Raw genomic sequence first — 20804 nt, forward strand, 5'->3', positions numbered from 1 at the left:
CATTTCTGAAATGGATTCTTCGCGAGGATGATTTTATTTTTAACTTTGGTTTTCAAGAGCCTGAATTTAAATATAAAATCAGACCACATAAGAAATATTTGTCACTGTTAAATTATATTCCTCATCACCAACGCGTAAGGTCCTACTGTCTCCAACTCTAGCTTTCAATAATGTTTTCGCCAAGGGTGAAACCCAGCTTATTTTTCCTGCATTAATATCAGCTTCATCCAGGCCTACAATTTTGACAGAATGGGATTCACCATTTTCATTGATGTATTCGACAGTGGCACCAAAAAAAACTTGCGTAAGACCCACTTGGAGTTTAGGGTCTACTATTTGAGCACTTTCCAGTCGTTTTGTTAAATAACGAATGCGTCTGTCAATTTCACGTAAGCGTTTTTTTCCATAAATATAATCCCCATTTTCTGAGCGATCACCATTACTCGCTGCCCAACTTACTACTTTCACAATTTCAGGTCGCTCATGACTCACTAAATTTCGTAATTCAGTTTGCAGCATTGTAAAACCAATGGGAGTCATATAATTTTTGATACTTGGTAACTTTAAGTCTGGGCGCTCTGGCTCCGTATACTCATCATCTTCTTTAGTAAAAGCCTTACTCACTACAAACTCCTATAATAGTAATCTGTTACTCTAAATTATATTACTCATTATAAAGCAGCCAGGATGAGTTAATGAAGTCAGTTTGAGATTTTTAGCAAATTGCTTTATTAAAAAGTCATTACTGTAGCCTGTTTGCTTACAACCAGGACTTTCTGGAGAGTTTCTGTGAGTTCCTGGCTGCAAGCAGCCAGACTACGCATGGCTAATTATGCCCAAAAACACAAGAGTTAGAACCACAGATTGGATTACACTCTTCCTGTTGTTTAGAATAGAGGCATTTTTAATTTTTTGGATATAGATTATGTTTGCTGTTATTTATCGAGGTTATATACCCTCTGAAAATGAAGAAGAGTATAAAAAACTATGGAAAGTTATCGCAAGTTACTTCATTGAAAATAGAGGGGCAATGGGATCTCGTTTACATAAAACTCATGATGGAGCTTTTCTGGCTTATTCGTGTTGGCCGGATAAGAAAACTCGTGATGAATCTTGGCCAGGAGAAGATGCTCCAAACGAAATCCTGCCAGCAGAAATAAAGGAAGCTATTATTCAAATTAGATCTCTTTCAGCACAGCCATTTGAAGAAATTCACTTGGATGTTCTGGAGGATAGGCTATTTACTAAATACTGAAATATCCTAATACATGATGATTTTCTGACTTGAGCGTGGTGACTCAATAAGGTTATATTTGCATTTTCTTTATAAGTCCTGCTTCCTGAGCGTTAAGTTTTTCTAGGCAAGATAAGGCTAAAACTCGCTCCATGTAATATGCTGGAATCATTTATTGAGAGAATCCCCTCATGTAATTTTATTATTGATTTCGTGATCGATAAACCCAAACCAATATGTTTTCCTGTTGTGTCACTAGAATTTAATGTGGTAAAGGGTTCCACTATTTTTACTCTATCACCTTCAAGCACACCAGGACCATCATCATCTACGCGAATAATCGCGGATTTATTTTGATACTCCAAGCTTATTAGCACCTCGTTATGGGCGTATTTAAGCGCGTTACTAATAAGATTGTTTACAGCAAAATATAAAATTTTTGGATCAAAAAATATCAATTCATTATCACTTTGTTGGTAATTAAATAACACTTTTATTTCATAGGACTGATGTGCTTTTACTAAATGTTCAAGCCACTTGCGTAGATTAAGTAGTTCCTTATTGATTTTAAGTTCATGTGTAGTACTTTGTGAGTAGAGTAAAAAAGTGTGAATTAACTGATTCAATTCTTGTATGTCTTCTTGGATGCTTTCAAAATGTTCTTGCTCTTTACTTGACTGGGTTTTAAGTTTTTTTAAAGAATCTAGTGCCAGCTGTATGGTATATAAAGGAGTGCGGACTTCGTGTGCGACAAATCGTGCCATATTTTGTTGTGACTGCATCAGTTTATTTATTTTATTACCCATAGCAACAACATTTTCATAGACACCTCTTAAAGTTGAAAAGCGATTTAGATTTACATCATAGTTAAAATGCCCCTGACTGTACTCTTGAGTTAATTTGTATATTTTTAAGCTATTTCTGCTGAATAGCCACGTGAGAACGGCCACAGCAAAAACAGCTAAAAAAGTCATTGTGAGGACAAAGTAGATTTGAATTTTTGACAATCGAAGTGAAAAATAGGGATAGTTTAGAGGGCCAACACTTATTATTTTGTCGCTATTAGGAATTTTAAAATAAATAGTTGTTATCGGTTTCTCATTCGCCGGATTCTCATAACCAATACCCTCATTTATTAATTCATTTTTTGCTTTTTGAGAAATATTTTTGTTATTAATTGATAAAAGTTTTAAGGGAATCTGATATTGACGTTGGAGCTTTTCTAATACGCCACTCCATTGGTTCATTGGGATACTATTTAACCTATTTAAAATGATCGCTCTCATCAAATAGGTTGAGTTGGAAATAATCTCATTCATCGTTGTGCCTACTTGGATTTTCAAAACAGAAGAGCTCTTATCAATCAATTTGTAGGCATAGGCATCATGGAGGCTATAAGTTAAAAACATAAGGTTTTTTTTATCTTTATAAACGATATGACCTGCACGCAATTGTTCTTTTTCTTTATCAGTAAAGGGCAGTGAATTCATCTCAATAACTTGCGCGACATGGCTGTTTAGCGGAAATAATTTCTTAAATTCACCATGAGAACCTTGTGATTTGTTTGACTTTAGTACTATTTGCTCGAGTACTGAAAAATTGCCTATTTCTAAAATGTCATGAACTTTTTGAGAGCTTATTCGTATTGAGTATGTAAAGGATAGATAAAACGCAAACAGGATAAAAAAGAGTATTAATAAAGAGGCGAAGATTGTTTTTAGGTATAATTTTATCATTTATCTTTCCATGAGTCCGATAAAAGTAGATATCCTTTTCCATAAATAGTTTTAATTCGATAAGGATTCTCAATGTTATCACCTAACATCTTCCTTAATCTTGATATCTTAAGGTCGATACTTCTGTCTACACCATCATATTCTCTGCCACGTAATGCATAAACAATATTATCCCTACTCAAAACAGTATCAGCATTCTTTGCGAGTAGTGTGAGTAGTTCATATTCAGTTGGACTCAAATCAATTAGTTTTCCAGCATAACTTACATTTCTTTTTATTAGGTCAATTATTAAATTATCAAATTGAATTTTTTGAGGCTCTACGGTTAGTTTCGGCCTCCTTAAGAGTGCTGCAATTCGTGCTTTTAATACCTCTTCTTTAACTGGTTTGGTTACATAGTCATCTGCGCCAAGTTTAAGGCTAGTTACCTCGTTTTGCTCACTGTTTAAGGCAGTTAACATTAAAATTTTACCACGATACTCATCGCGTACGGTCTCACAAATCTGCTCACCATTCATCCCAGGCAACATGATATCAAGAATCACTAAATCGGGCTGTTCTCTAATAATGCGATAGGCGGCGCTATCTCCTCGAGACTCTGTAGCAACATGATATCCTTCATCAGTAAGCATTTTTTTTAAATACTTGACTAATTTGGAGTTATCTTCAACCAACAATATATTTATGTTCATCGTTTATATTTCTATGCGGTTTAATATTAGTGTAGTCATGTTGGTCTAGAATTCCCAAATACTAGGTATACGTCTTATAAAAACCACAAGCCAAATAAAAATCAGTTAAAAAGTGTTGAGAGATAGAGCCGTTCGTAATTCCCCTACTCCTGTCTAAGTATATCCAATTGATACAAAGATTATACAATTAGCGATTTGTGTTTCGGTATAATGGATTTATAAGTCGAAGGAGAACAGCATGAAAGCAAAAATTATCAAATTAATGGCATCATTTAGAGAGGATTTAAGTAGGACTAACAGCACCGAGTCTGAGGTGGAACGGATTAGGAAGACAGCCAATATAGAACAAGTAAGTGTGGCCACAGTGGTGGGTAATAGCATTCCTGAAACCCATGGTTATGGACCCGTGAATAAAGATACAGTTTTTGGCGCTGCATCACTGAGTAAGCCAGTATTTACTTATCTGGTATTAAAGCTTGCAGAAGCAGGCAAACTCTCCTTGGATATGAAGAGGCTTAATGACATTTTGCCCTTTAAGGACTTTTGTCAACAACATGGTTTTGCATGGAAAAATGATGAAGAAATCAATGAAGCAGATATGGCGCGCATTAATGCATTTACCCCGGCTATGATTCTTGCTCATAAAACGGGATTTGATTTAAATCGAAAAAATGAAGTGAATCATCAGTTTGAGCCTGGCCAAGAATATTATAGGTATTCAGGATTACCTTTGTTTTATTTGCAGAAAGTGATTGAAAAACTTCACGAGCCCAAACTTGCTTTAATGCCGGATAATGATTTTTTTGAGGAAAATAAACTGTATGTTTCAATCAATCCTCCAAATCTAAGATATACAATTTTTGATAATACGGGGATAGGAACATCCAGTACCATAGACTTAAACGCACTTAATTGTAATTTACAAAAGCTTACTGATGTCCAGGAGCTTAATCCCTATTTACCCAAAATTCTTGAAGAAGTAGCAAAACGTGGTCATACCGCAAACCTTGATGTGCTTGCTAAGAAATATGTGTTTAACCCTTTACATATGAACCACAGCAGTTTTGGAAAAAAACCCTGTGCAGCAAATACATTAACCACAACCGCGGAAGATTATGCACTATTTGTGCAAGCTTGGATGAATGATGAAACATTGCAATATGCTTTTAATCCCCAAATTCTTATGACGCAGGATCCTTGGGCGAAAGAAACGGTGTCAGATCACCAGGATTTAAAATATGCAGCTGAATGTTTGGGCTTTCAACTGGAGGTCGATGAAAATGGCAAGCCACTTACCGCGTTTAAGACCGGTGACATGGGACCATGGCGAGGGTGGGTTGCAATCGATTTAACTGGTGATTTAAAAGAAAGGAAAGCAACAGTTTATTTTGCAAAGGGGCCAAGTGAAGGAAATGGACATATTCTTGCTGAAACACTCATCAAACCCTATTTCCAATTGGAGCATGCGATGAGGTGGTTTAAAGAGAAATATGGTTTTGCCACCGGTTGGGAAGAAAATTGGGAGGCGCTGCAAAATGTACGATGTAATCGCGGAATGCACTATCAAGAACAATCACCGAAAATATCTCAATCTCCAGAAGAAGTTACTGGCCCCATTGATAGTACAAAAAAAATGTTTCAACTGATGCCACCCAAACAAGAGTTAGCATTAAAAACGCTTCAATCTGAAGAGCAAGAAGCACGAACACATGTATCCATGCAAGAAGGTGAATCAATAAGAACTGAAGAAAGAATGCCAGAGGAGCAAACATTTCATCCGACACCATTTTCTAATTCTTATGGCTCTTACTCTTAGTATTTAATTTGCTTGTAGAGGGACAATGCAGACGCTTCCTGCACCCTCAGGTCTACTTTTGTTACTAGAGTTTAAGTAAGATGTGGCGATGGTTTCCAGCCGCCGAATAGGCTTTCTAATTGTTTGGCGACGAGAAGCGCTACATCATCCAGCCAAGGTTTAGCTATGACTTGCACACCAATGGGTAATCCTTCTTTTGACGTGCCGCAACGTACAACCACACTGGGATTTCCACCTAGGTTATAACTCATACAATAAGAAAGGTCCATAATTTCTTTCAGTGCCATACCATGTGGTTTCGCACAAGTAGCAACTACGGGACAAAGGATAATGTCATATTTTTGAAAGAAACCAAGTAGTTCGACGCGAAATTGATCCATGGCTCTGATTCTGCTGTTCATTTCAGTCACAGAGAGGTTACAGGCTTCGGCCAAGTGCAAAAATTGTTGGTACAGTGATGATATTTGTGGATTACCAAAGAGTTGTTGCGTTTCTTTATGCCCTTTAGCTCCGTCACCGCCTAAAAATGCAGCCTCCCATACTAGTGGCCAGGTTTTACTAAGACATTCGGGGCGATTTTCATCGACAATGCCAACAAAATCTTTGAGTGCAAAAGCTGCATTTTTAACCGTGTCTTGGATATCTTGTGTTGGTGTTCTATTGCCATCGTCTGTATAAAAAGCAACACGTAAATTTTTTAGTGATGCAGGGCTGGAGGAGTGAAGAGGTACAGGCATAGTATGTGGATCATAACCATCAGGCCCAGCTATGATAGATAAACATAACAGCAAATCATCAACAGCGCGTGCCATAGGGCCTGTTACTACAAAATGGCTAAGTAGGCCTAAATCTAAACCAAAACCTCCTCCGGTATTGGGAACACGATATTGGCTTGGTTTTAAACCAGCCACACCGGAGAAATGAGATGGGACACGAATACTTCCTCCCCCATCAGACCCAATTCCTAATGAAGAGCATCCTGCAGCAAGCGTGGCTCCTTCACCGCCACTACTTCCACCACAGGTGCGTGAAAAATTATAAGGGTTTTTGGTTTGGCCATAGACCAGATTATCTGATTCTGGGCAGATGAGCATCTCGGGTACATTAGTCATTCCAATAATAATTGCCCCTGCATTTCGTAAACGAGAGACAGCAGTTGCTTCTTGCATCTTTTGATTTTTAAAAAAATCACGAAAACCCAAACTGCCACACGAAGTCACAAAATCATTTACAAAAAAAGCATCTTTGATGGTTACAGGTAGACCATGTAATTTGCCCAATGGCAAACCTTGAGCAATAGCTTGATCTGCTAATTTTGCTTGCTTTAATGCGTTCTCGGCGGGTAAGACTTGTTGCAGGGAATTAATAATAGGATTGATCTTATCAATTCTATCTAAATAAGCTTGCATGACTTCAACACAAGATAAGTTTTTGGATTGTATTTTTTGTAATGTCTCTGTCGCTGACATATAATAAATTTCATTCATAAAAATTTCCTTATCAAATCTTTACCATTGGGCCAGTTCCACAATAATCCCATCAGGACCTTCAATGTAAACAAGTTTGCGTTTATGAAAGCTTAAAATGTCACTTATAATTCGTACACCATTACTTTTTAGTTTTTCGATTTCGAACTCAATATCGTCAACAACAAAGCAGATATGGTTATAACCTACTTTATCGAGTCGATTGATATAGGGGTCATATTGTGGTTCTGGAGAATAAAAATGAAGTAGTTGAATTTCAAAGCGTGGATTTGAGTCTTGAAGCACAAGTGTGACATGATCTGCCTTCAAGTTTTTTATATGCATATAATTGGCAAAACGCTCACCCTCTATGATGACGGAACGTTCTTCCACAAACCCCAAGTGTGAAAAAAATTCTTTAGCAGTTAGTAAGTTGGTTACTGCGACAGTAACATGATCTATATTTTTTATCACAAAATCTTCCTGGATTAAGTGCTTATTTATTAATACAGATTATAGACTAAGATCTCTTGATGTCCTGTGAGTCGTGGAAGAGGGGTGTCTTACTTTAAATACATTTGCATGAAATATTTATAATGAAAGATAACAAAATACTCATTTTCTCTAAATGAGAAAGCTTACCTGTAGAAGCAGAATATCAGCTAAAAAGTCCAAACTGCCTGTTTCAGACTTATCCAATCCATAAACAAATAAATTACCTGTTTTGGGCATATTGGAAACATGGTTTTATTAGGTGTGATTTTTGCGAAATACCCTTAATATTTCTCTAATAATTTAAGAATAACATTGGGTCAATTGGTTTAAATTGCGGCCTAAATTCTTATGGGTAAGAAACAAAATTATGTTATTTCAGATGGATTAATAACAGTTAAAAAAGGAATGCTTCTCCTTGCCTTAGCAGAATATTTTAATCTTCAACATGACGACATTGTTGGTATTACTAATTCTAAAAAACCAGAAATTGCATTTACTAAAAAAGGCATGGATAAAATTCTGAGTAAAGGCGATGATGCTATTTTTCCCAATAAGAATACAACAAATCGCTCAATAAAAATTGCTGATATTGATGAAGTGCTGCGAGCTTTATCATCACAAGCCATTTTTAAAAAGTTCCCAATGTTTTTTTTAATCGCAGATGAAAAAAAATATGCTGATCTGAATCAAACAATTGGAGATATCGAGCTAATTGAACGTTGTGACAGCATGCAAATGATGTGGAAACAATGGGGTAATGTTGGCTTACCACATCTTATTTCTTCTCATCAAGCGTTACAACGCTTACTTGCCACAAAAATGAGTAAGCCATTGGCTAACGAATTTAATGATAAGCATATAAAAAATAATGGTCTTAGTATTGAGTATCAATGTGAAATTTATGGTAACCAACTGTATGGAGCAAAGCTATTAGATATTTGGCATGAATATTTATTAAATACGGATTCTGCAACTAAAAATCCAAATGATTTTCTGCAATGGGTTAGCGGGTTATGCCCCAAAAAATTAAGCGAATTTGATATTAATTTAAGTGAAATACCCAAAGTTAATTATATGGTTAGTCCCACACAAAGAGAGCCATGGTTATTACATTTTAAAAAAGGAAATATTGTAGAAGGTAAGAATGTTCCAAAGGGCAATACACCTGGGGAAGAACTAGAAATAATTTATGCTCTGGGTAATTCTGAAGGAGATACTATAGATTTTTTTGGTGGGCCGAAAAAAAGAGGGACTATCAATCACTCGAGCTTTTTTGGAGGTGGCCAAGTCGATGGCGCAGGACGAATTATTTTACGGTCTAAAATGAATGGTAGTACAGGTAGTATCGAATGGTTTTTTCATTCTATGGATAACAATAGCGGACATATTAAACCAGACGACCACATGACGTTAAAAATTTTAACAAGACTCGAAACACTAGGTTTAGATTTAACGGCCATTTTATGGGTATCTAAATGGGGATCCGTGGGGCAACGGGGAGAAACAGCTGCTCTCGCATTGCAACGCTTAAGAGGTAGTGTGAACCAAAGCGATTTAAGAGTCGTTAATTCAATCGATTCTTTAGATACAACCTCTAATCGTTTAGGCAAAATAGCTGAATTTGCAAACAATGGTGCAATTCAAAAATTACATCAATATTTGATAATGAGAAGCTTCAAAATTACTGTAAATGAAGCAGCTCATACTGCGTTACTCATTAAAGATGCTCTTCATAAACATGCAGATCAATTGCCCAGTGCCCCACTCACACAACAGAAAACACTAAAACAATTAGAGGAGTTAGGTGATTTGGCTGTCGGATTATTGAAAAACATAGGTATTAGGGCACCCGCATTTGAAGCTGAAGTAGCCAATATAATTGATATGTGTAGAAAAAAATCGTGTTTGCAACCAAGTCAAAGTAGTGACTCTTTCTTTGCAACGAAAGCGCCTGATATGAAAAAAGAAGAAGCAGGAAGCGATTTGCAAAGCAATGCTACACCGTAAGAGCCTGATTAACCAGGCCAAATCAGGAACATTCGCTAGGGATATGTGCTTGTTCCGATATTACATCCCTCATCGCTGTAACAGCTTCAAGTAAGGTATGCGTTGATTGCTATCCTAAGAACCACTGCAGTTTGCCTCACCATCGTCGTGAGCAGTGCCTTTTAGAATTTTTGCGCATCAAGTTCCAATTGCCTCAGGTGCAATGATTTGAATTCTATTTTGGGGAGTTGGTTTAAAAGAAGGGGGATGTTCCATTGGACGGGTCGTCAGGAGGATTGTTTGATTGTAAATATTCCTGTACCTCTGGTAATTGTTCAGCCCAATTCAAATAATCACTTAGGGAAATATATGGGCTTTTTGTAGAGCCAAATGGTTGGTTTGGATTGACCAATTCAATGGGTTTGCGCAAATCGGCCACTTTTGTGTTCTCATGAAGGACCTGCTTACTTTCCAAGAATTTGATGAGCAAATAAAATGAAAGTGAGCTTGGGCGGTAATGTCCGCTACTATTGCTAATGTGGGTAATTACTCCATTGTTGACGACCCACATCCCGGCACATCGTACACTATGACCCGCACTCAAAGACGAATGATGGAATTTACCCGCTTGATGGGGATGAGTAAGAAACTCATTTTCATTATGGCACCAAATAAATGCAGTTGAACCATAGGTCGTCCCCATTTTAAAGCTGTAATTTTTCATTTGTCTTGAATTTAATTTCTGGGTGTTTTCATCGCTATTTTTAAGCTTTGAAACCAGATAATTTTGATCCTGAATCATACTAATGGTTGCCACATGTGCTTCCTGCAAATTGTAATCAATTAAATTAATTTCATGCTTTTCCTTAGAAACCCGGTTTTGAGTGAGCACTTCATGATTTTCTAACCAGAGAAAAAATGGCGTCGAATCATTACTTTTTATCCAGTCTAAAAATGCTGAATTTAGCCCAGAATTTTTATGGGATAATTGATTCATATTAAATTCAAATTGCCGATGTATGGGATCAATTTTTTCGAGATAGGTCCCACTGAATAATTTTAATCGTGATGGGGTATTCGATTGGTTACGTACTTTTAAATGCTCAATCATCTTGTCACGATGGATATGATATGGTTTGGCACTGGCTAAGAAGGATTCGAGTTTACCGAGGTATTGTGACTTATGATGTGCTTTTTTTTGTAATGATACAATCCAATGATCAATACGGTCTTTTACTTTTTTGTGGCTTCCACTTGGTCTTTGATCGAGAGTGTCATGACGTTCTGCAATATAGCGAGCACACAGTTTGTTTATTTGCGATAAAGCTTCTTTTCGAACGAGGATGGTGTCTGCATAGTGCTTTTCCAATTGATGGTATTTTGTTAATGCATCAGTAATTTCAATAATAACTCTATTTTCTTTATCGTAATGAGAATAAAGCAAAATAGTTTGCCATTCATTAATTGAATAAATATCACGACCAGTTATCTTGGACATTGAGATGACTCACTGTTCTTGAAAAGAATTATGAGTAGATTAATTGTTAATCATTAAGGAAAAATTATGTCTAATTAGGGTTTTTGCGAAGCATGTCCTCATAGAGGATAAAAGGTGTTTCCATTAAGAAAACAAAAGATAAAGCCTTGTAGTCTTACGAGAATTCAGTTCTTGTTATGGAGGGACTATTAGGGCTATTTAAATGAGTTATTCTTAAATCTACTCAATATCCAGTTTAAGGAATTCAATGGTATAGTTTTTTTCAAGAGCGGATAATGAAATCACAATTTAAGATAAATTTTACAAACAAAAATAAATTCCTTTATTCATAAAGAGTTATCTGAATTGATGACGTCTGGTCTTCTGATTACAGACAAGACGAGTCAATTCAGTGGCTTTTAAAATAGTAAAACTCACTCTTAGATGCATGCGTACTAAAATCCACGGCAGGTTTTAATCTAAAATTGCATGCTAAAAGAAGGTTTTTCATCATTGGCGTAATATTCATCATCCGCATCACTATCTGATGGCTTAGCTAAAGACGCTCTGCGGATCACTCCAGTTGCCAAATCAATTTGAGATATTTTTTCAGGACAGGCCTTTATGGAAACAATAGGCCTCTTCAGCGTTTCTTCCAGCATAAATGCGAGTAAAAATCCAGGAAGCTCCGAGTTTTCGTGCTCTTCCTCTTCTTCATTAACATAATCAGGATAAGGTCCATAAATCACAGTAATTTGAGTTGATGGACTATGCAAGTCGACATTATTCTCCTGTAAATACCTCGTTATATCTCTAAAATCTTCATTTAAAAATTCATTTATCTCTGTTGTTGCTAATTGTAAATGGCTGTCTAGAACCACGTGGTGTTCGGCATTGGTAATGATCAAGCGCGTGCAATATTCGAGAGAGCTCTCCTGAAGACTAATAGAACCATTACAATCTTTAAATATAAAAACACCCATTCCCTCTTGTTTAAGATGTGGGACTGCATTTCTCAAAACAAGTTGAGGATCCATTTTTAACTCAGGGGACACGGAATATCGATCATAAAGATTAACACACCAATCCGGATTTAGCTGATGATTGGCAATGATTTTTTGAATAAATTCTGGCCATTGTTCTTCACTTTGATAACCTGATTGAGTCATCGTGCAAACTTTCTTTAACTTACCATTACCTTCACTTTTATTTAAGGTTGATTTTCGTCCAGAAGGTTCATTTAAGTCGAATAGCCTTAACTTCTTGGTTACTGTGGCTATTTTTTTATCTAGCTCATTATTTCTATTAAAAATACTGTATTTTCTTTTCATCCGAGTAGGTTCCCATTCAAAAATCAAAATGACTGTCGTTAAGTCAGGATGGAGGGGCAGCAAAGAGGGGCATGCCCCATTTGCTTTTACTCACCATTTCTTTTACAGACAAATAATTAAATTAGCGTGTAAATAAGGGCTGAGTGTGCAGCTATCGATAATTGTTTTAATTATATATGAACGATAGCCCTTAGGGAGCAGTTCGTTTCTTTATCTAGGATAAGGAAACGGATTGTTCCCACTTGCGAAACAGCTCAAAAAGCTTTTTGGGCTACGATTCGCAGTCGGGTTTATTTCCTCGAATTTGTCCTCTAAAAAATGGATAAACGGTTTGATATTATCGAGTGATTTAGCAAATTCCATAGGAGTTAATCCCTCACCATTCACCGATTTTAACATGGTAGCCACTGCGGCCCTATCTTTATTTGCAAGAAAACATACCAGTCTACAAGGCACTGCGAGTGGAGAAAGATTACTTTCTAGAGCCCATGTCATGAATAACGGTATGTAATGGAGGATCGTCTTTATTCTGGTTATCATTAAAAATACTAACCCCAATAATACTATAGGAGGAAGCGGCAATACGCGGTTGCATTTTGGCGGTCGGTATGTAATAGCTAAATAATCGTTCGGAATTAATTTGACATAAGCTTCGAAGCGATTGGGATTTATAATTGTCGTTAAAGTGATCGATACCCCCAAAAATAACCACTCCTTTCATTTCCTCTGGCGATAGTCCATCGGTAAATTTTTTTACAATAGCTTCTGAATATTCATTTCTTAACCGCACGCCAACGGATAATCCACGTGCTTCTGTAAGTTTATTTCTTACTCGGGACATCTGTCTTACAGAGGTTTGTAGTTCCTTCAATATTTTATTAAAATAGCCTGTTGGATCAACATCAAAGCTTTCGCCTGAATTATTGCCAGAAAACGTATATTCTAATTTTTTACCTGCCCCAATAAAACAAGAATCTATCATCGGTAAGTCATCGCCATAAACCGATATCTGGTGTTCTTTTGCATAACTAATAATAGAAGACCAGGGAATTTCTCTATTATCCCCTACGGTTTCCATAGTCATATGAGCAATGTAATCTTTTACCTCTTGAGGTTCCGAACCATCTAGTCTCGTGTCAGGATTAGCAAGAAATTCTTGCACCGCTGAACTACAAGCTGGAATCTCAAGGAATAATTTTGTTACATTGCCCTTGTCAATTAATTGAAACAGTTCTTTTCGAGCAGCAGATTGGTTATGACATTCACCAACGCAAATAGGTCCATCAGCCAATAATGCATTTTGTTGTTCTAATCGACTATACATACATCAACTCCAAATGTAACAACACTTAACATTTAGTATAGGAGTCAATTGCGATGCATGGTTAATATTTGATCAGTTTTATGGGTGCCAGGTTTTAGGAGAAAAAGAATGTAGAATGGAATTTAAAAAAATTTCTTATTGGTTTTATAAAAATTACTATTTCAAACGAATTGTTGGATAAAACAGATAGAAAAACTCTCAAGAATACCAGAGTTTAAGAGGGGATACCCTCAAGAGAACAATTCTTAAAGAACTCAAAGACTCTTTAGAAGAGGTAACGACAGAAGATGAGCTGAAAGAGATAAAAGCAAATTTCTTTAAATCTGAAGAAATGAAAATCATCGACACAGCCCAGGACCGCTCAACCTATATATTAGGAAAGCTTCGTCTAAAGCATACAGATTCCCATGTGGCGGTTGAGAAAATATTTAAAGAGGCTAAAGCAAGGATCTCAGGGCTTGGGTCTGCTCCGAGCAATAATCTTTAGCCACGAATTGAAACTACGCTCTAATGGGAGTAATTACCACCCGCTTTGGGGCTCCATTGCCAAAAACGAACAATTTGGTCTATACAGTTGAAATCTAGAACTTAAGATTTTATATATTGAATCTTTTTTGCAACGGAGCCGGTTTTTGCACGCTACTATAAATTAGCTTTTGACCTGGCTTATTCATTGAATGCACCATCGTTACCTCTTGAGCGTAAGTTGGAATCCCTGTAACTTTATTTATAATAAGAAACATATCACATAATTCGAATATAGCTTGCTATTAAAACATAAGCTAACATGAGGGGATGTTCATCAAAACCAAAGAGGATGCAAAGAGGTATGCAGGACTCTGGACTTCTTTTAATCACAATGGCATTTTTATTAGGTATTCGTCATGGTTTTGATTTGGATCACCTGGCTACCATTGACGGAGTCACACGAATCGTCAGTGCCAATCGCCTGCTTGCCAAAAGTGTAGGATGTTTATTTTCTCTCGGACATGGTTTTGTAGTGATTTTAATCAGTTTAATTGTGGGTAGTGGATTTAAATTAGCTCATATTCCCCAATGGTTAGACGGAGTTGGCAACAGTATTTCTATTACTTTTTTATTGGTCTTTGGCGCATTAAATCTTTGGAATGTTTTTCAAGATCCCTCTAAATCGCCTTTGCCTACAAGTTTTAAAAACTATGTAACAAAAAGAGTAATCCAGAAAAAATTTAATCCTTTTTTTATTATTCTTATTGGTGCTCTTTTTGCTCTTTCTTTTGATACAGTAAGCCAAGTTGTTTTATTTTCTCTTTCAGCAAGAGCTATGTCTGGTTTTTTCTTTTCGGGGTTATTAGGAGTTGTCTTTATGCTGGGGATGATGATGTCTGATGGATTAAATGGATTGTTTGTTTCAGCGTTAATTCAAAGGACTGATAATATTTCTCTCATATTTTCTCGCTTTACTGGCTTATTGATTGCGCTATTTAGTCTTATTATTGCTATGATTAGTTTGAGTAAAATGCATAATTAAAAAATTTAACATTGAGTCCGTGATGCATGAATTATGGCTGTGTAAAAGTGTTCTCGAAATCATAAAGCAAAAAGTACTTGAAAAAAAATGTACGCATGTTAAAAAAATTGTTTTAGAGATGGGGAGCCTTGCTGCAATTGATAAAGCAGCTTTAATTTTTAGTTTTAATATAGTAACAGAAGGGACTTTTGCCCAAAACGCAACGCTTGAGATCATTGATATCCCAGGAGAAGCATTTTGTGAATCGTGCCAAAAATTAGGACCTGTGCAACAGTATTATGATGCATGTCAAATCTGTGGTAGTCATGCATTAAATATTACTCAAGGCGAGGAATTACGTGTTCAATCAATGGTGGTGGAATAATGTGTGGAATTTGTGGCTGCTCTGAAGAAAATCATGAGGCTCATGCGCATAGTCATGAGCACCGGCATCATGTTCATGAGGAGCATTTCGTTCATATAGAGCAAAATATTTTAGCGAAAAACCACCAATTTGCGCTTGATAATAAAAAGTACTTAAGCAATAAAAATGTGTTGGCATTAAATATCATGTCCAGTCCAGGATCAGGTAAAACGACTCTTTTGGCGAAAACAATTCTGGATCTAAAAAATGAACTTGAAATTGCTGTTGTCGTTGGGGATCAGCAAACACAGTACGATGCGGAACAGATCAAAGCCAGTGGTGGTCATGCCATACAAGTTAATACAGGAAAAGTCTGTCATTTAGATGCACATAGTGTTCGTCATGCATTAGAAGATCTTTCTTTAAAGGAAGGATCCATCGTGTTTATTGAAAATATAGGTAATCTTGTTTGTCCTGCGATGTTTGATTTAGGTGAACAATTTAAAGTAGTTATTCTTTCGGTGACTGAAGGAGATAATAAGCCACTTAAATACCCCGATATGTTTCGTTGTGCCGATTTACTGGTCATCACTAAAATGGATTTACTTCCCTATGTGAATTTTGATCCTGCGCAATGCCTCGAATACGCACGTCGAATCAATCCTAATATTGAATCCTTAATGCTTTCGACCGTTAATAAGGAAGGTCTAAATGATTGGTATGAATGGTTAAAAAGTAAGCATATTGTAATGCCTGAGTAGAGTTAATGGAGCGATTACGAATAACCATTCAAGGGCAAGTACAAGGAGTTGGCTTTAGACCTTACGTTTACCAATTGGCAAAGCAGCTTCAATTAACAGGCTGGGTACAAAATAATGGTCTAGGAGTATTGATTGAAATCCAAGGAGTTGAAGCCCACCAATTTATTTCTCATTTAAAAGCAAATTTACCACCGCTTGCTAAGGTCCATCGTATTCAACCTGAAACGATCCCTATAAAAATCAATGAACTGTTTTTTCAAATTATTGAAAGTCAAAAAGACAAAGGAAATACAATTATTCCTCCTGATATCAGTATTTGTGCTGAGTGCTTGCAAGAACTCTTTTCCGCACAAAGTCGTTATTATCGTTATCCCTTTTTAAATTGCACCCATTGTGGCCCCAGATTTACAATTACACGCAGTCTTCCTTACGATCGTGACCAAACCTCCATGGATTTCTTCCCTTTGTGTAACGAGTGTATGGCAGATTACTCTAATCCAGAAAATCGTCGCTATCATGCGCAGCCTACTGCTTGTCGTCATTGTGGCCCCCAACTTTCGTTACCTATAGAAGAAATAGCACGATGTATTTTGCAAGGTGAAATTATTGCCTTCAAAGGACTGGGAGGTTACCAACTTATTTGTGATGCTCGAAATGAAGCCACTGTATTGAAGTTACGAGAGCGAAAAAATCGAGATGCCAAACCCTTTGCTCTGATGGTTGCTAACACTTTAAGTGCTAAACGCTTTGTAAAAATCAGTAAACAAGAGCAAAACTTATTGGAAAATGCTGCACGCCCAATTGTTTTATTAAGGAAGGAAGATGGATTGATTTGTAATGCATTAGCCCCAGGTTTAAACAAACTGGGAATAATGCTTCCTTATACGCCATTACATTATTTACTGTTTAATGCTTTTGCAGGGAATATAAACGGTTGTGACTGGTTAAATGAATTTCAATCCATGATCTTAGTAGTAACCAGTGCAAATATAGGCGGTGAACCGCTTATTATTGAAGATGATTCAGCAAAGCATGAGCTGAAAGAAATAGCAGATAAAATTGTTTCCTATAATCGCCAAATCCTCACTCGCGTAGATGACTCAGTGATGCACTTGGTCAATCATGCCCCTATGTTTATTCGCCGCTCTCGTGGATTTGTACCAACCCCAATAGAACTACCTTATGCAATTCCCTCGACGCTGGCAGTAGGTGGTCATCTAAAAAACACGTTTTGTATTACTCGTGGTCAAGAAGCATTTGTTTCGCAACATATTGGTAGTTTAAACAATAAGGCAACCATTGAATTTTTTCACGAATCATTAAACCATTTGCTTGATTTCTTAAGCGTAAAGCCAGAACGAATTGCTCATGATTTACACCCTGATTTTTACACCACACGCTTTGCAAAAGAATATGGACTACCTACTTTTGCAATACAACATCACCATGCTCATTTGGCCTCAGTTGTAGCAGAACATGGCATTCAAAAACGTGTTTTAGGTTTAGCTCTTGATGGATATGGATATGGTCTCCATGGTGAGGCTTGGGGCGGGGAGCTTTTTATATTAGAGCATTCGACTTGTACTCGGATTGGATCTTTTTTCCCTCTGTTACAACCTGGAGGAGAAATTGCAGTACGCGAGCCTTGGAGGATGGCCGCAAGTATGTTGTACCATTTGGGCCGAGGCAAGGAAATTGCAACACGTTTTGCAGATTATCCACAAGCGAACGCAATACATCAACTGTTGAACAAGAAAATAAATAGTCCTGGCACGAGTAGTTGTGGTCGTTTATTTGATGCAGCAAGTGCTTTATTGGGAATTCAATTGATATCACACTATGAAGGACAGGCAGCTCAGAGTTTAGAAAGTCAGGTCACTCAATTACAAATAATCCCCAATGGGTGGCGAATTAAGGACAATCATTTTAACCTGTTACCCTCTTTTGAATTGTTAGCAAATAAAACTTCTCCAATTGAAGGAGCTAATCTTTTTCACGGTACACTCATTGCTGGGCTTAGCACATGGATTCAGGGGATATGTCGAGAAAGAGCAATGGATATGGTAGTATTAAGTGGAGGTTGCTTTTTGAATCAAATATTATCGGAAGGATTAACTAAGGCTTTGAACGAGGTTGGTATCAAATCCTTTTTACCACGCGTTCTTCCACCAAATGATGGAGGCATTTCCCTGGGACAAGCCTGGGTTGCCGGAATAAAAGGATAATTTATGTGCTTGGCAATCCCTGCACAAATTACACAAATTCTTGATGATGCCCGAGCAATAGTTAATTTAGGCGGTATTACTAAAGAAATCTCAATTGCGTTATTAGAAAAAATTGCTGTGGGTGATTATGTGATTATCCACGTTGGCTATGCATTAACACGTTTAGATGAAGATGAAGCACAAAAAACCTTAGAATTATTTGCCCAAATGCTGGAGGGCGCTTCTGTATGAAATATATTGAAGAATTCCGCAATGGGGATTATGCAAAAGTACTTGCTAAAGAAATTGCCGCTATTGTTAATCCCAATAGACATTATCAGTTTATGGAGTTTTGTGGTGGCCATACTCACGCCATTCATCGTTATGGGATTCCCAGTTTACTTCCAGATAATGTGGAAATGATTCATGGACCAGGGTGTCCTGTATGTGTCTTGCCTATGTCAATCACCGATAAAGCCATTGCATTGAGCGAGAAGCCCAATATTATTCTCTGTACTTACGCCGATATGATGCGAGTTCCCGGAACAGGGCAGATAAGTTTGTTGCATGCTAAAGCAAAAGGCTCTGATGTGCGTATGATTTATGCAGCAAGTGATGCTTTAAAAATTGCTCAAGAAAATCCGCAAAAAGAGGTTGTATTTTTTGCTATAGGGTTTGAAACTACTACTCCACCAACGGCTCTAGTCATTAAACAAGCTAAAAAATTGAAACTCACTAATTTTAGTGTTTTTTGCAATCATGTTTTAACCCCAGTCCCTATGGAGCATTTATTACAATCCAAAGAAGTCAAATTGGATGGTTTTGTAGGACCTGCTCATGTCAGTATTGTTATTGGCAGCAAACCCTACGAAGCGGTAGGTCAAAAGTATAACAAACCCATTGTGATTTCCGGTTTTGAGCCATTAGATGTGTTACATTCTATTTTGATGTTAATACGTCAAATCAATGAAGGGCGATGTGAGGTAGAAATTCAATATACTCGAGCTGTAACTCGTTCTGGTAATTTGCTATCACAGCAGGCTGTGGCAGATATTTTGGAATTACGCGATCAATTTGAATGGCGTGGCTTAGGTTTTATTCCACAAAGTGCTTTAAAAATAAGAGCTGAATATGCTGAATTTGATGCAGAAAAACGTTTTGAATTACCTGATGTTATCGCCAAAGAACACAAACAATGCCTGTGTGGGGAAATACTACGCGGTGTAAAAAAACCAATGGAATGTAAATTATTTGCCAAAGTCTGTGTTCCAGAAACTCCTTTGGGGTCGTGCATGGTTTCTTCTGAAGGTGCATGTGCCGCAGTGTATGCTTATGGACGGATTCATGCATGATGACGGAAACAACAAGTAGGAAAAAATTAAAAGCGCCAAATCTTAATTTTAAAGAGGGGGTCATTAATTTAACTCACGGCAGTGGTGGACGAGCGATGGCTCAGCTCATCGATCAAATGTTTTTGAAAGCTTTTGATAATCACTGGTTGAGAGAAAAAAATGATCAGGCCTGTTTTGCAGTATCTACGGGTCGGATGGTTATGACTACGGATGCGCATGTTATCTCTCCCTTATTTTTCCCAGGTGGCGATATAGGTTCTTTAGCTATTCATGGGACTATAAATGACATTGTGATGTCTGGTGCAAAACCATTGTACCTATCAGCCAGTTTTATTTTAGAGGAAGGATTCCCATTGGCCGATTTGCAAAAAATTGTTGTTTCGATGACTCATGCGGCGAAACATGCCAATGTCTCCATTATTACTGGAGATACCAAAGTGGTTGAACGTGGAAAAGGCGATGGTGTTTTTATTACAACCACGGGTATTGGTGTATTGCCTTCGGGAATTCATGTTTCTGGAAATAGAGCAAAGCCAGGCGATAGTGTAATTGTCAGCGGACACATTGGTAATCATGGGGTTGCTATTATGGCGCATCGTAATAATTTGCAATTTCAAACAACAATACAATCGGATACTGCTTCATTACATGATTTAGTATCATGCATGATCAGCGCAGTGCCTGATATTCATTGTATGCGTGACCCCACTCGTGGAGGTCTGGCAACTACATTAAATGAATTGGCACAGCAATCTAATGTTGGATTTATTATTGAAGAAAGTAAAATTCCAATTCAAACCGAAGTTGCTAGTGCCTGTGAATTGTTAGGACTTGATGCTTTATATGTAGCCAATGAAGGAAAGTTAGTTGCTATTTGTTCTCCAAATGATACAGAAAGATTATTAGCAGTAATGCATTCACATCCTTTGGGCATGCATGCAGAAATAATTGGGGTAGTCATTGAAGACCCTCGTCATTTTGTGCAGCTTAAAACAAAATTGGGTGGTATGAGAATTGTTGATTGGTTGGTAGGAGAACAATTGCCAAGAATTTGTTGAGGTGAGAAACGTTTACTAA

Annotated in this window: 18 protein-coding genes and 1 pseudogene; 11 read left to right on the forward strand and 8 right to left on the reverse strand. The window is 37.1% G+C overall.

Features of this window, described 5'->3' with window-relative positions:
• Positions 1–78 precede the first annotated feature (78 nt).
• On the reverse strand, positions 79–624 hold the full coding sequence (greB, locus tag BGO44_RS16595; RefSeq protein WP_273198241.1) for a transcription elongation factor GreB: 546 nt from the start codon (positions 622–624) through the stop codon (positions 79–81).
• A 301-nt stretch (positions 625–925) separates the two neighbouring features.
• Between greB and BGO44_RS16600 the strand changes: the two genes are divergently transcribed.
• Positions 926–1255 carry a hypothetical protein gene (locus BGO44_RS16600; RefSeq protein WP_273198239.1) on the forward strand — a complete coding sequence of 110 codons (330 nt, stop codon included), beginning with the start codon at positions 926–928 and terminating at the stop codon, positions 1253–1255.
• A 92-nt stretch (positions 1256–1347) separates the two neighbouring features.
• Here the strand turns inward: BGO44_RS16600 and BGO44_RS16605 are convergent, their stop codons facing one another.
• Entirely contained in the window at positions 1348–2970 is a 1623-nt protein-coding gene (locus BGO44_RS16605) for an ATP-binding protein (protein ID WP_273198238.1), read from the reverse strand.
• The gene (locus BGO44_RS16610; protein WP_058510754.1) at positions 2967–3662 is read right to left on the reverse strand and encodes a response regulator; all 696 of its coding nucleotides are present in this window, start codon (positions 3660–3662) and stop codon (positions 2967–2969) included. The genes BGO44_RS16605 and BGO44_RS16610 overlap by 4 nt, the downstream gene beginning before the upstream one ends.
• 238 nt (positions 3663–3900) lie before the next feature.
• On the opposite strand from BGO44_RS16610, the gene BGO44_RS16615 reads away from it, so the two are divergent.
• Positions 3901–5478: a serine hydrolase domain-containing protein gene (locus BGO44_RS16615; RefSeq protein WP_273198237.1), complete on the forward strand. Its 1578-nt coding sequence runs from the start codon at positions 3901–3903 to the stop codon at positions 5476–5478.
• Between the two features lie 71 nt (positions 5479–5549).
• Here the strand turns inward: BGO44_RS16615 and BGO44_RS16620 are convergent, their stop codons facing one another.
• Positions 5550–6965, reverse strand: coding sequence for an amidase (locus tag BGO44_RS16620; RefSeq protein ID WP_273198236.1), 1416 nt, complete (start codon positions 6963–6965; stop codon positions 5550–5552).
• Positions 6966–6986: 21 nt separating this feature from the next.
• Complete coding sequence (locus BGO44_RS16625) at positions 6987–7418, reverse strand: VOC family protein (protein WP_058510751.1); 432 nt, start codon at positions 7416–7418, stop codon at positions 6987–6989.
• A 369-nt stretch (positions 7419–7787) separates the two neighbouring features.
• Here BGO44_RS16625 and BGO44_RS16630 point away from each other — a divergent pair, with 369 nt between their 5' ends.
• Positions 7788–9446, forward strand: a complete 1659-nt coding sequence (locus BGO44_RS16630) for a hypothetical protein (protein ID WP_273198235.1) — start codon at positions 7788–7790, stop codon at positions 9444–9446.
• Between the two features lie 232 nt (positions 9447–9678).
• Here BGO44_RS16630 and BGO44_RS16635 read toward each other — a convergent pair whose 3' ends face one another.
• From BGO44_RS16635 to BGO44_RS16645, 3 genes are all read right to left on the reverse strand, one after another.
• On the reverse strand, positions 9679–10923 hold the full coding sequence (locus tag BGO44_RS16635) for an IQM protein middle domain-containing protein (RefSeq protein WP_273198234.1): 1245 nt from the start codon (positions 10921–10923) through the stop codon (positions 9679–9681).
• A gap of 458 nt (positions 10924–11381) precedes the next feature.
• Positions 11382–12233 carry a hypothetical protein gene (locus BGO44_RS16640; RefSeq protein WP_273198233.1) on the reverse strand — a complete coding sequence of 284 codons (852 nt, stop codon included), beginning with the start codon at positions 12231–12233 and terminating at the stop codon, positions 11382–11384.
• Positions 12234–12705: 472 nt separating this feature from the next.
• Positions 12706–13557 (reverse strand): hypothetical protein, encoded by an 852-nt coding sequence (locus BGO44_RS16645; protein WP_273198232.1) that lies wholly within the window; start codon positions 13555–13557, stop codon positions 12706–12708.
• A gap of 205 nt (positions 13558–13762) precedes the next feature.
• On the opposite strand from BGO44_RS16645, the pseudogene BGO44_RS16650 reads away from it, so the two are divergent.
• The 8 genes and pseudogenes from BGO44_RS16650 to hypE form a co-directional block, all read left to right on the forward strand.
• Positions 13763–14044 (forward strand): annotated as a pseudogene (locus tag BGO44_RS16650) (hypothetical protein); the annotation flags it as partial.
• A 342-nt stretch (positions 14045–14386) separates the two neighbouring features.
• Positions 14387–15067: a HoxN/HupN/NixA family nickel/cobalt transporter gene (locus tag BGO44_RS16655; RefSeq protein WP_058510745.1), complete on the forward strand. Its 681-nt coding sequence runs from the start codon at positions 14387–14389 to the stop codon at positions 15065–15067.
• 22 nt (positions 15068–15089) lie between these two features.
• The gene (gene hypA, locus BGO44_RS16660) at positions 15090–15431 is read left to right on the forward strand and encodes a hydrogenase maturation nickel metallochaperone HypA (protein WP_058510744.1); all 342 of its coding nucleotides are present in this window, start codon (positions 15090–15092) and stop codon (positions 15429–15431) included.
• A complete protein-coding gene (gene hypB, locus BGO44_RS16665; protein ID WP_058510743.1) occupies positions 15431–16171 on the forward strand; it encodes a hydrogenase nickel incorporation protein HypB in 741 nt (246 codons plus the stop codon). The genes hypA and hypB overlap by 1 nt, the downstream gene beginning before the upstream one ends.
• Positions 16172–16176: 5 nt before the next feature.
• Positions 16177–18396, forward strand: a complete 2220-nt coding sequence (gene hypF / locus BGO44_RS16670) for a carbamoyltransferase HypF (RefSeq protein ID WP_273198231.1) — start codon at positions 16177–16179, stop codon at positions 18394–18396.
• Positions 18397–18399: 3 nt separating this feature from the next.
• The gene (locus tag BGO44_RS16675; protein WP_058510741.1) at positions 18400–18627 is read left to right on the forward strand and encodes a HypC/HybG/HupF family hydrogenase formation chaperone; all 228 of its coding nucleotides are present in this window, start codon (positions 18400–18402) and stop codon (positions 18625–18627) included.
• A complete protein-coding gene (gene hypD, locus BGO44_RS16680; RefSeq protein WP_273198230.1) occupies positions 18624–19727 on the forward strand; it encodes a hydrogenase formation protein HypD in 1104 nt (367 codons plus the stop codon). Before BGO44_RS16675 ends, hypD begins: the two co-directional genes overlap by 4 nt.
• Entirely contained in the window at positions 19727–20785 is a 1059-nt protein-coding gene (hypE, locus tag BGO44_RS16685) for a hydrogenase expression/formation protein HypE (protein ID WP_416338562.1), read from the forward strand. Before hypD ends, hypE begins: the two co-directional genes overlap by 1 nt.
• The last annotated feature ends 19 nt before the right edge of the window (positions 20786–20804 follow it).

It is taken from the genome of Legionella sp. 39-23 (assembly GCF_001897665.1).
GTDB classification, from domain to species: Bacteria; Pseudomonadota; Gammaproteobacteria; order Legionellales; family Legionellaceae; genus Legionella; species Legionella steelei.

What these genes read in the sequence shown, in the direction of transcription:
- hypE (WP_416338562.1), top strand. Translation starts at nt 19,727, where the DNA reads ATGACGGAAACAACAAGTAGGAAAAAATTAAAAGCGCCAAATCTTAAT.
- hypF (WP_273198231.1), top strand. Translation starts at nt 16,177, where the DNA reads ATGGAGCGATTACGAATAACCATTCAAGGGCAAGTACAAGGAGTTGGC.
- BGO44_RS16605 (WP_273198238.1), bottom strand. Translation starts at nt 2,970, where the DNA reads ATGATAAAATTATACCTAAAAACAATCTTCGCCTCTTTATTAATACTC.
- BGO44_RS16645 (WP_273198232.1), bottom strand. Translation starts at nt 13,557, where the DNA reads ATGTATAGTCGATTAGAACAACAAAATGCATTATTGGCTGATGGACCT.
- hypD (WP_273198230.1), top strand. Translation starts at nt 18,624, where the DNA reads ATGAAATATATTGAAGAATTCCGCAATGGGGATTATGCAAAAGTACTT.
- hypB (WP_058510743.1), top strand. Translation starts at nt 15,431, where the DNA reads ATGTGTGGAATTTGTGGCTGCTCTGAAGAAAATCATGAGGCTCATGCG.
- hypA (WP_058510744.1), top strand. Translation starts at nt 15,090, where the DNA reads ATGCATGAATTATGGCTGTGTAAAAGTGTTCTCGAAATCATAAAGCAA.
- BGO44_RS16620 (WP_273198236.1), bottom strand. Translation starts at nt 6,965, where the DNA reads ATGAATGAAATTTATTATATGTCAGCGACAGAGACATTACAAAAAATA.
- BGO44_RS16640 (WP_273198233.1), bottom strand. Translation starts at nt 12,233, where the DNA reads ATGAAAAGAAAATACAGTATTTTTAATAGAAATAATGAGCTAGATAAA.
- BGO44_RS16675 (WP_058510741.1), top strand. Translation starts at nt 18,400, where the DNA reads ATGTGCTTGGCAATCCCTGCACAAATTACACAAATTCTTGATGATGCC.
- BGO44_RS16655 (WP_058510745.1), top strand. Translation starts at nt 14,387, where the DNA reads ATGCAGGACTCTGGACTTCTTTTAATCACAATGGCATTTTTATTAGGT.
- BGO44_RS16630 (WP_273198235.1), top strand. Translation starts at nt 7,788, where the DNA reads ATGGGTAAGAAACAAAATTATGTTATTTCAGATGGATTAATAACAGTT.
- BGO44_RS16635 (WP_273198234.1), bottom strand. Translation starts at nt 10,923, where the DNA reads ATGTCCAAGATAACTGGTCGTGATATTTATTCAATTAATGAATGGCAA.
- BGO44_RS16600 (WP_273198239.1), top strand. Translation starts at nt 926, where the DNA reads ATGTTTGCTGTTATTTATCGAGGTTATATACCCTCTGAAAATGAAGAA.
- BGO44_RS16610 (WP_058510754.1), bottom strand. Translation starts at nt 3,662, where the DNA reads ATGAACATAAATATATTGTTGGTTGAAGATAACTCCAAATTAGTCAAG.
- BGO44_RS16615 (WP_273198237.1), top strand. Translation starts at nt 3,901, where the DNA reads ATGAAAGCAAAAATTATCAAATTAATGGCATCATTTAGAGAGGATTTA.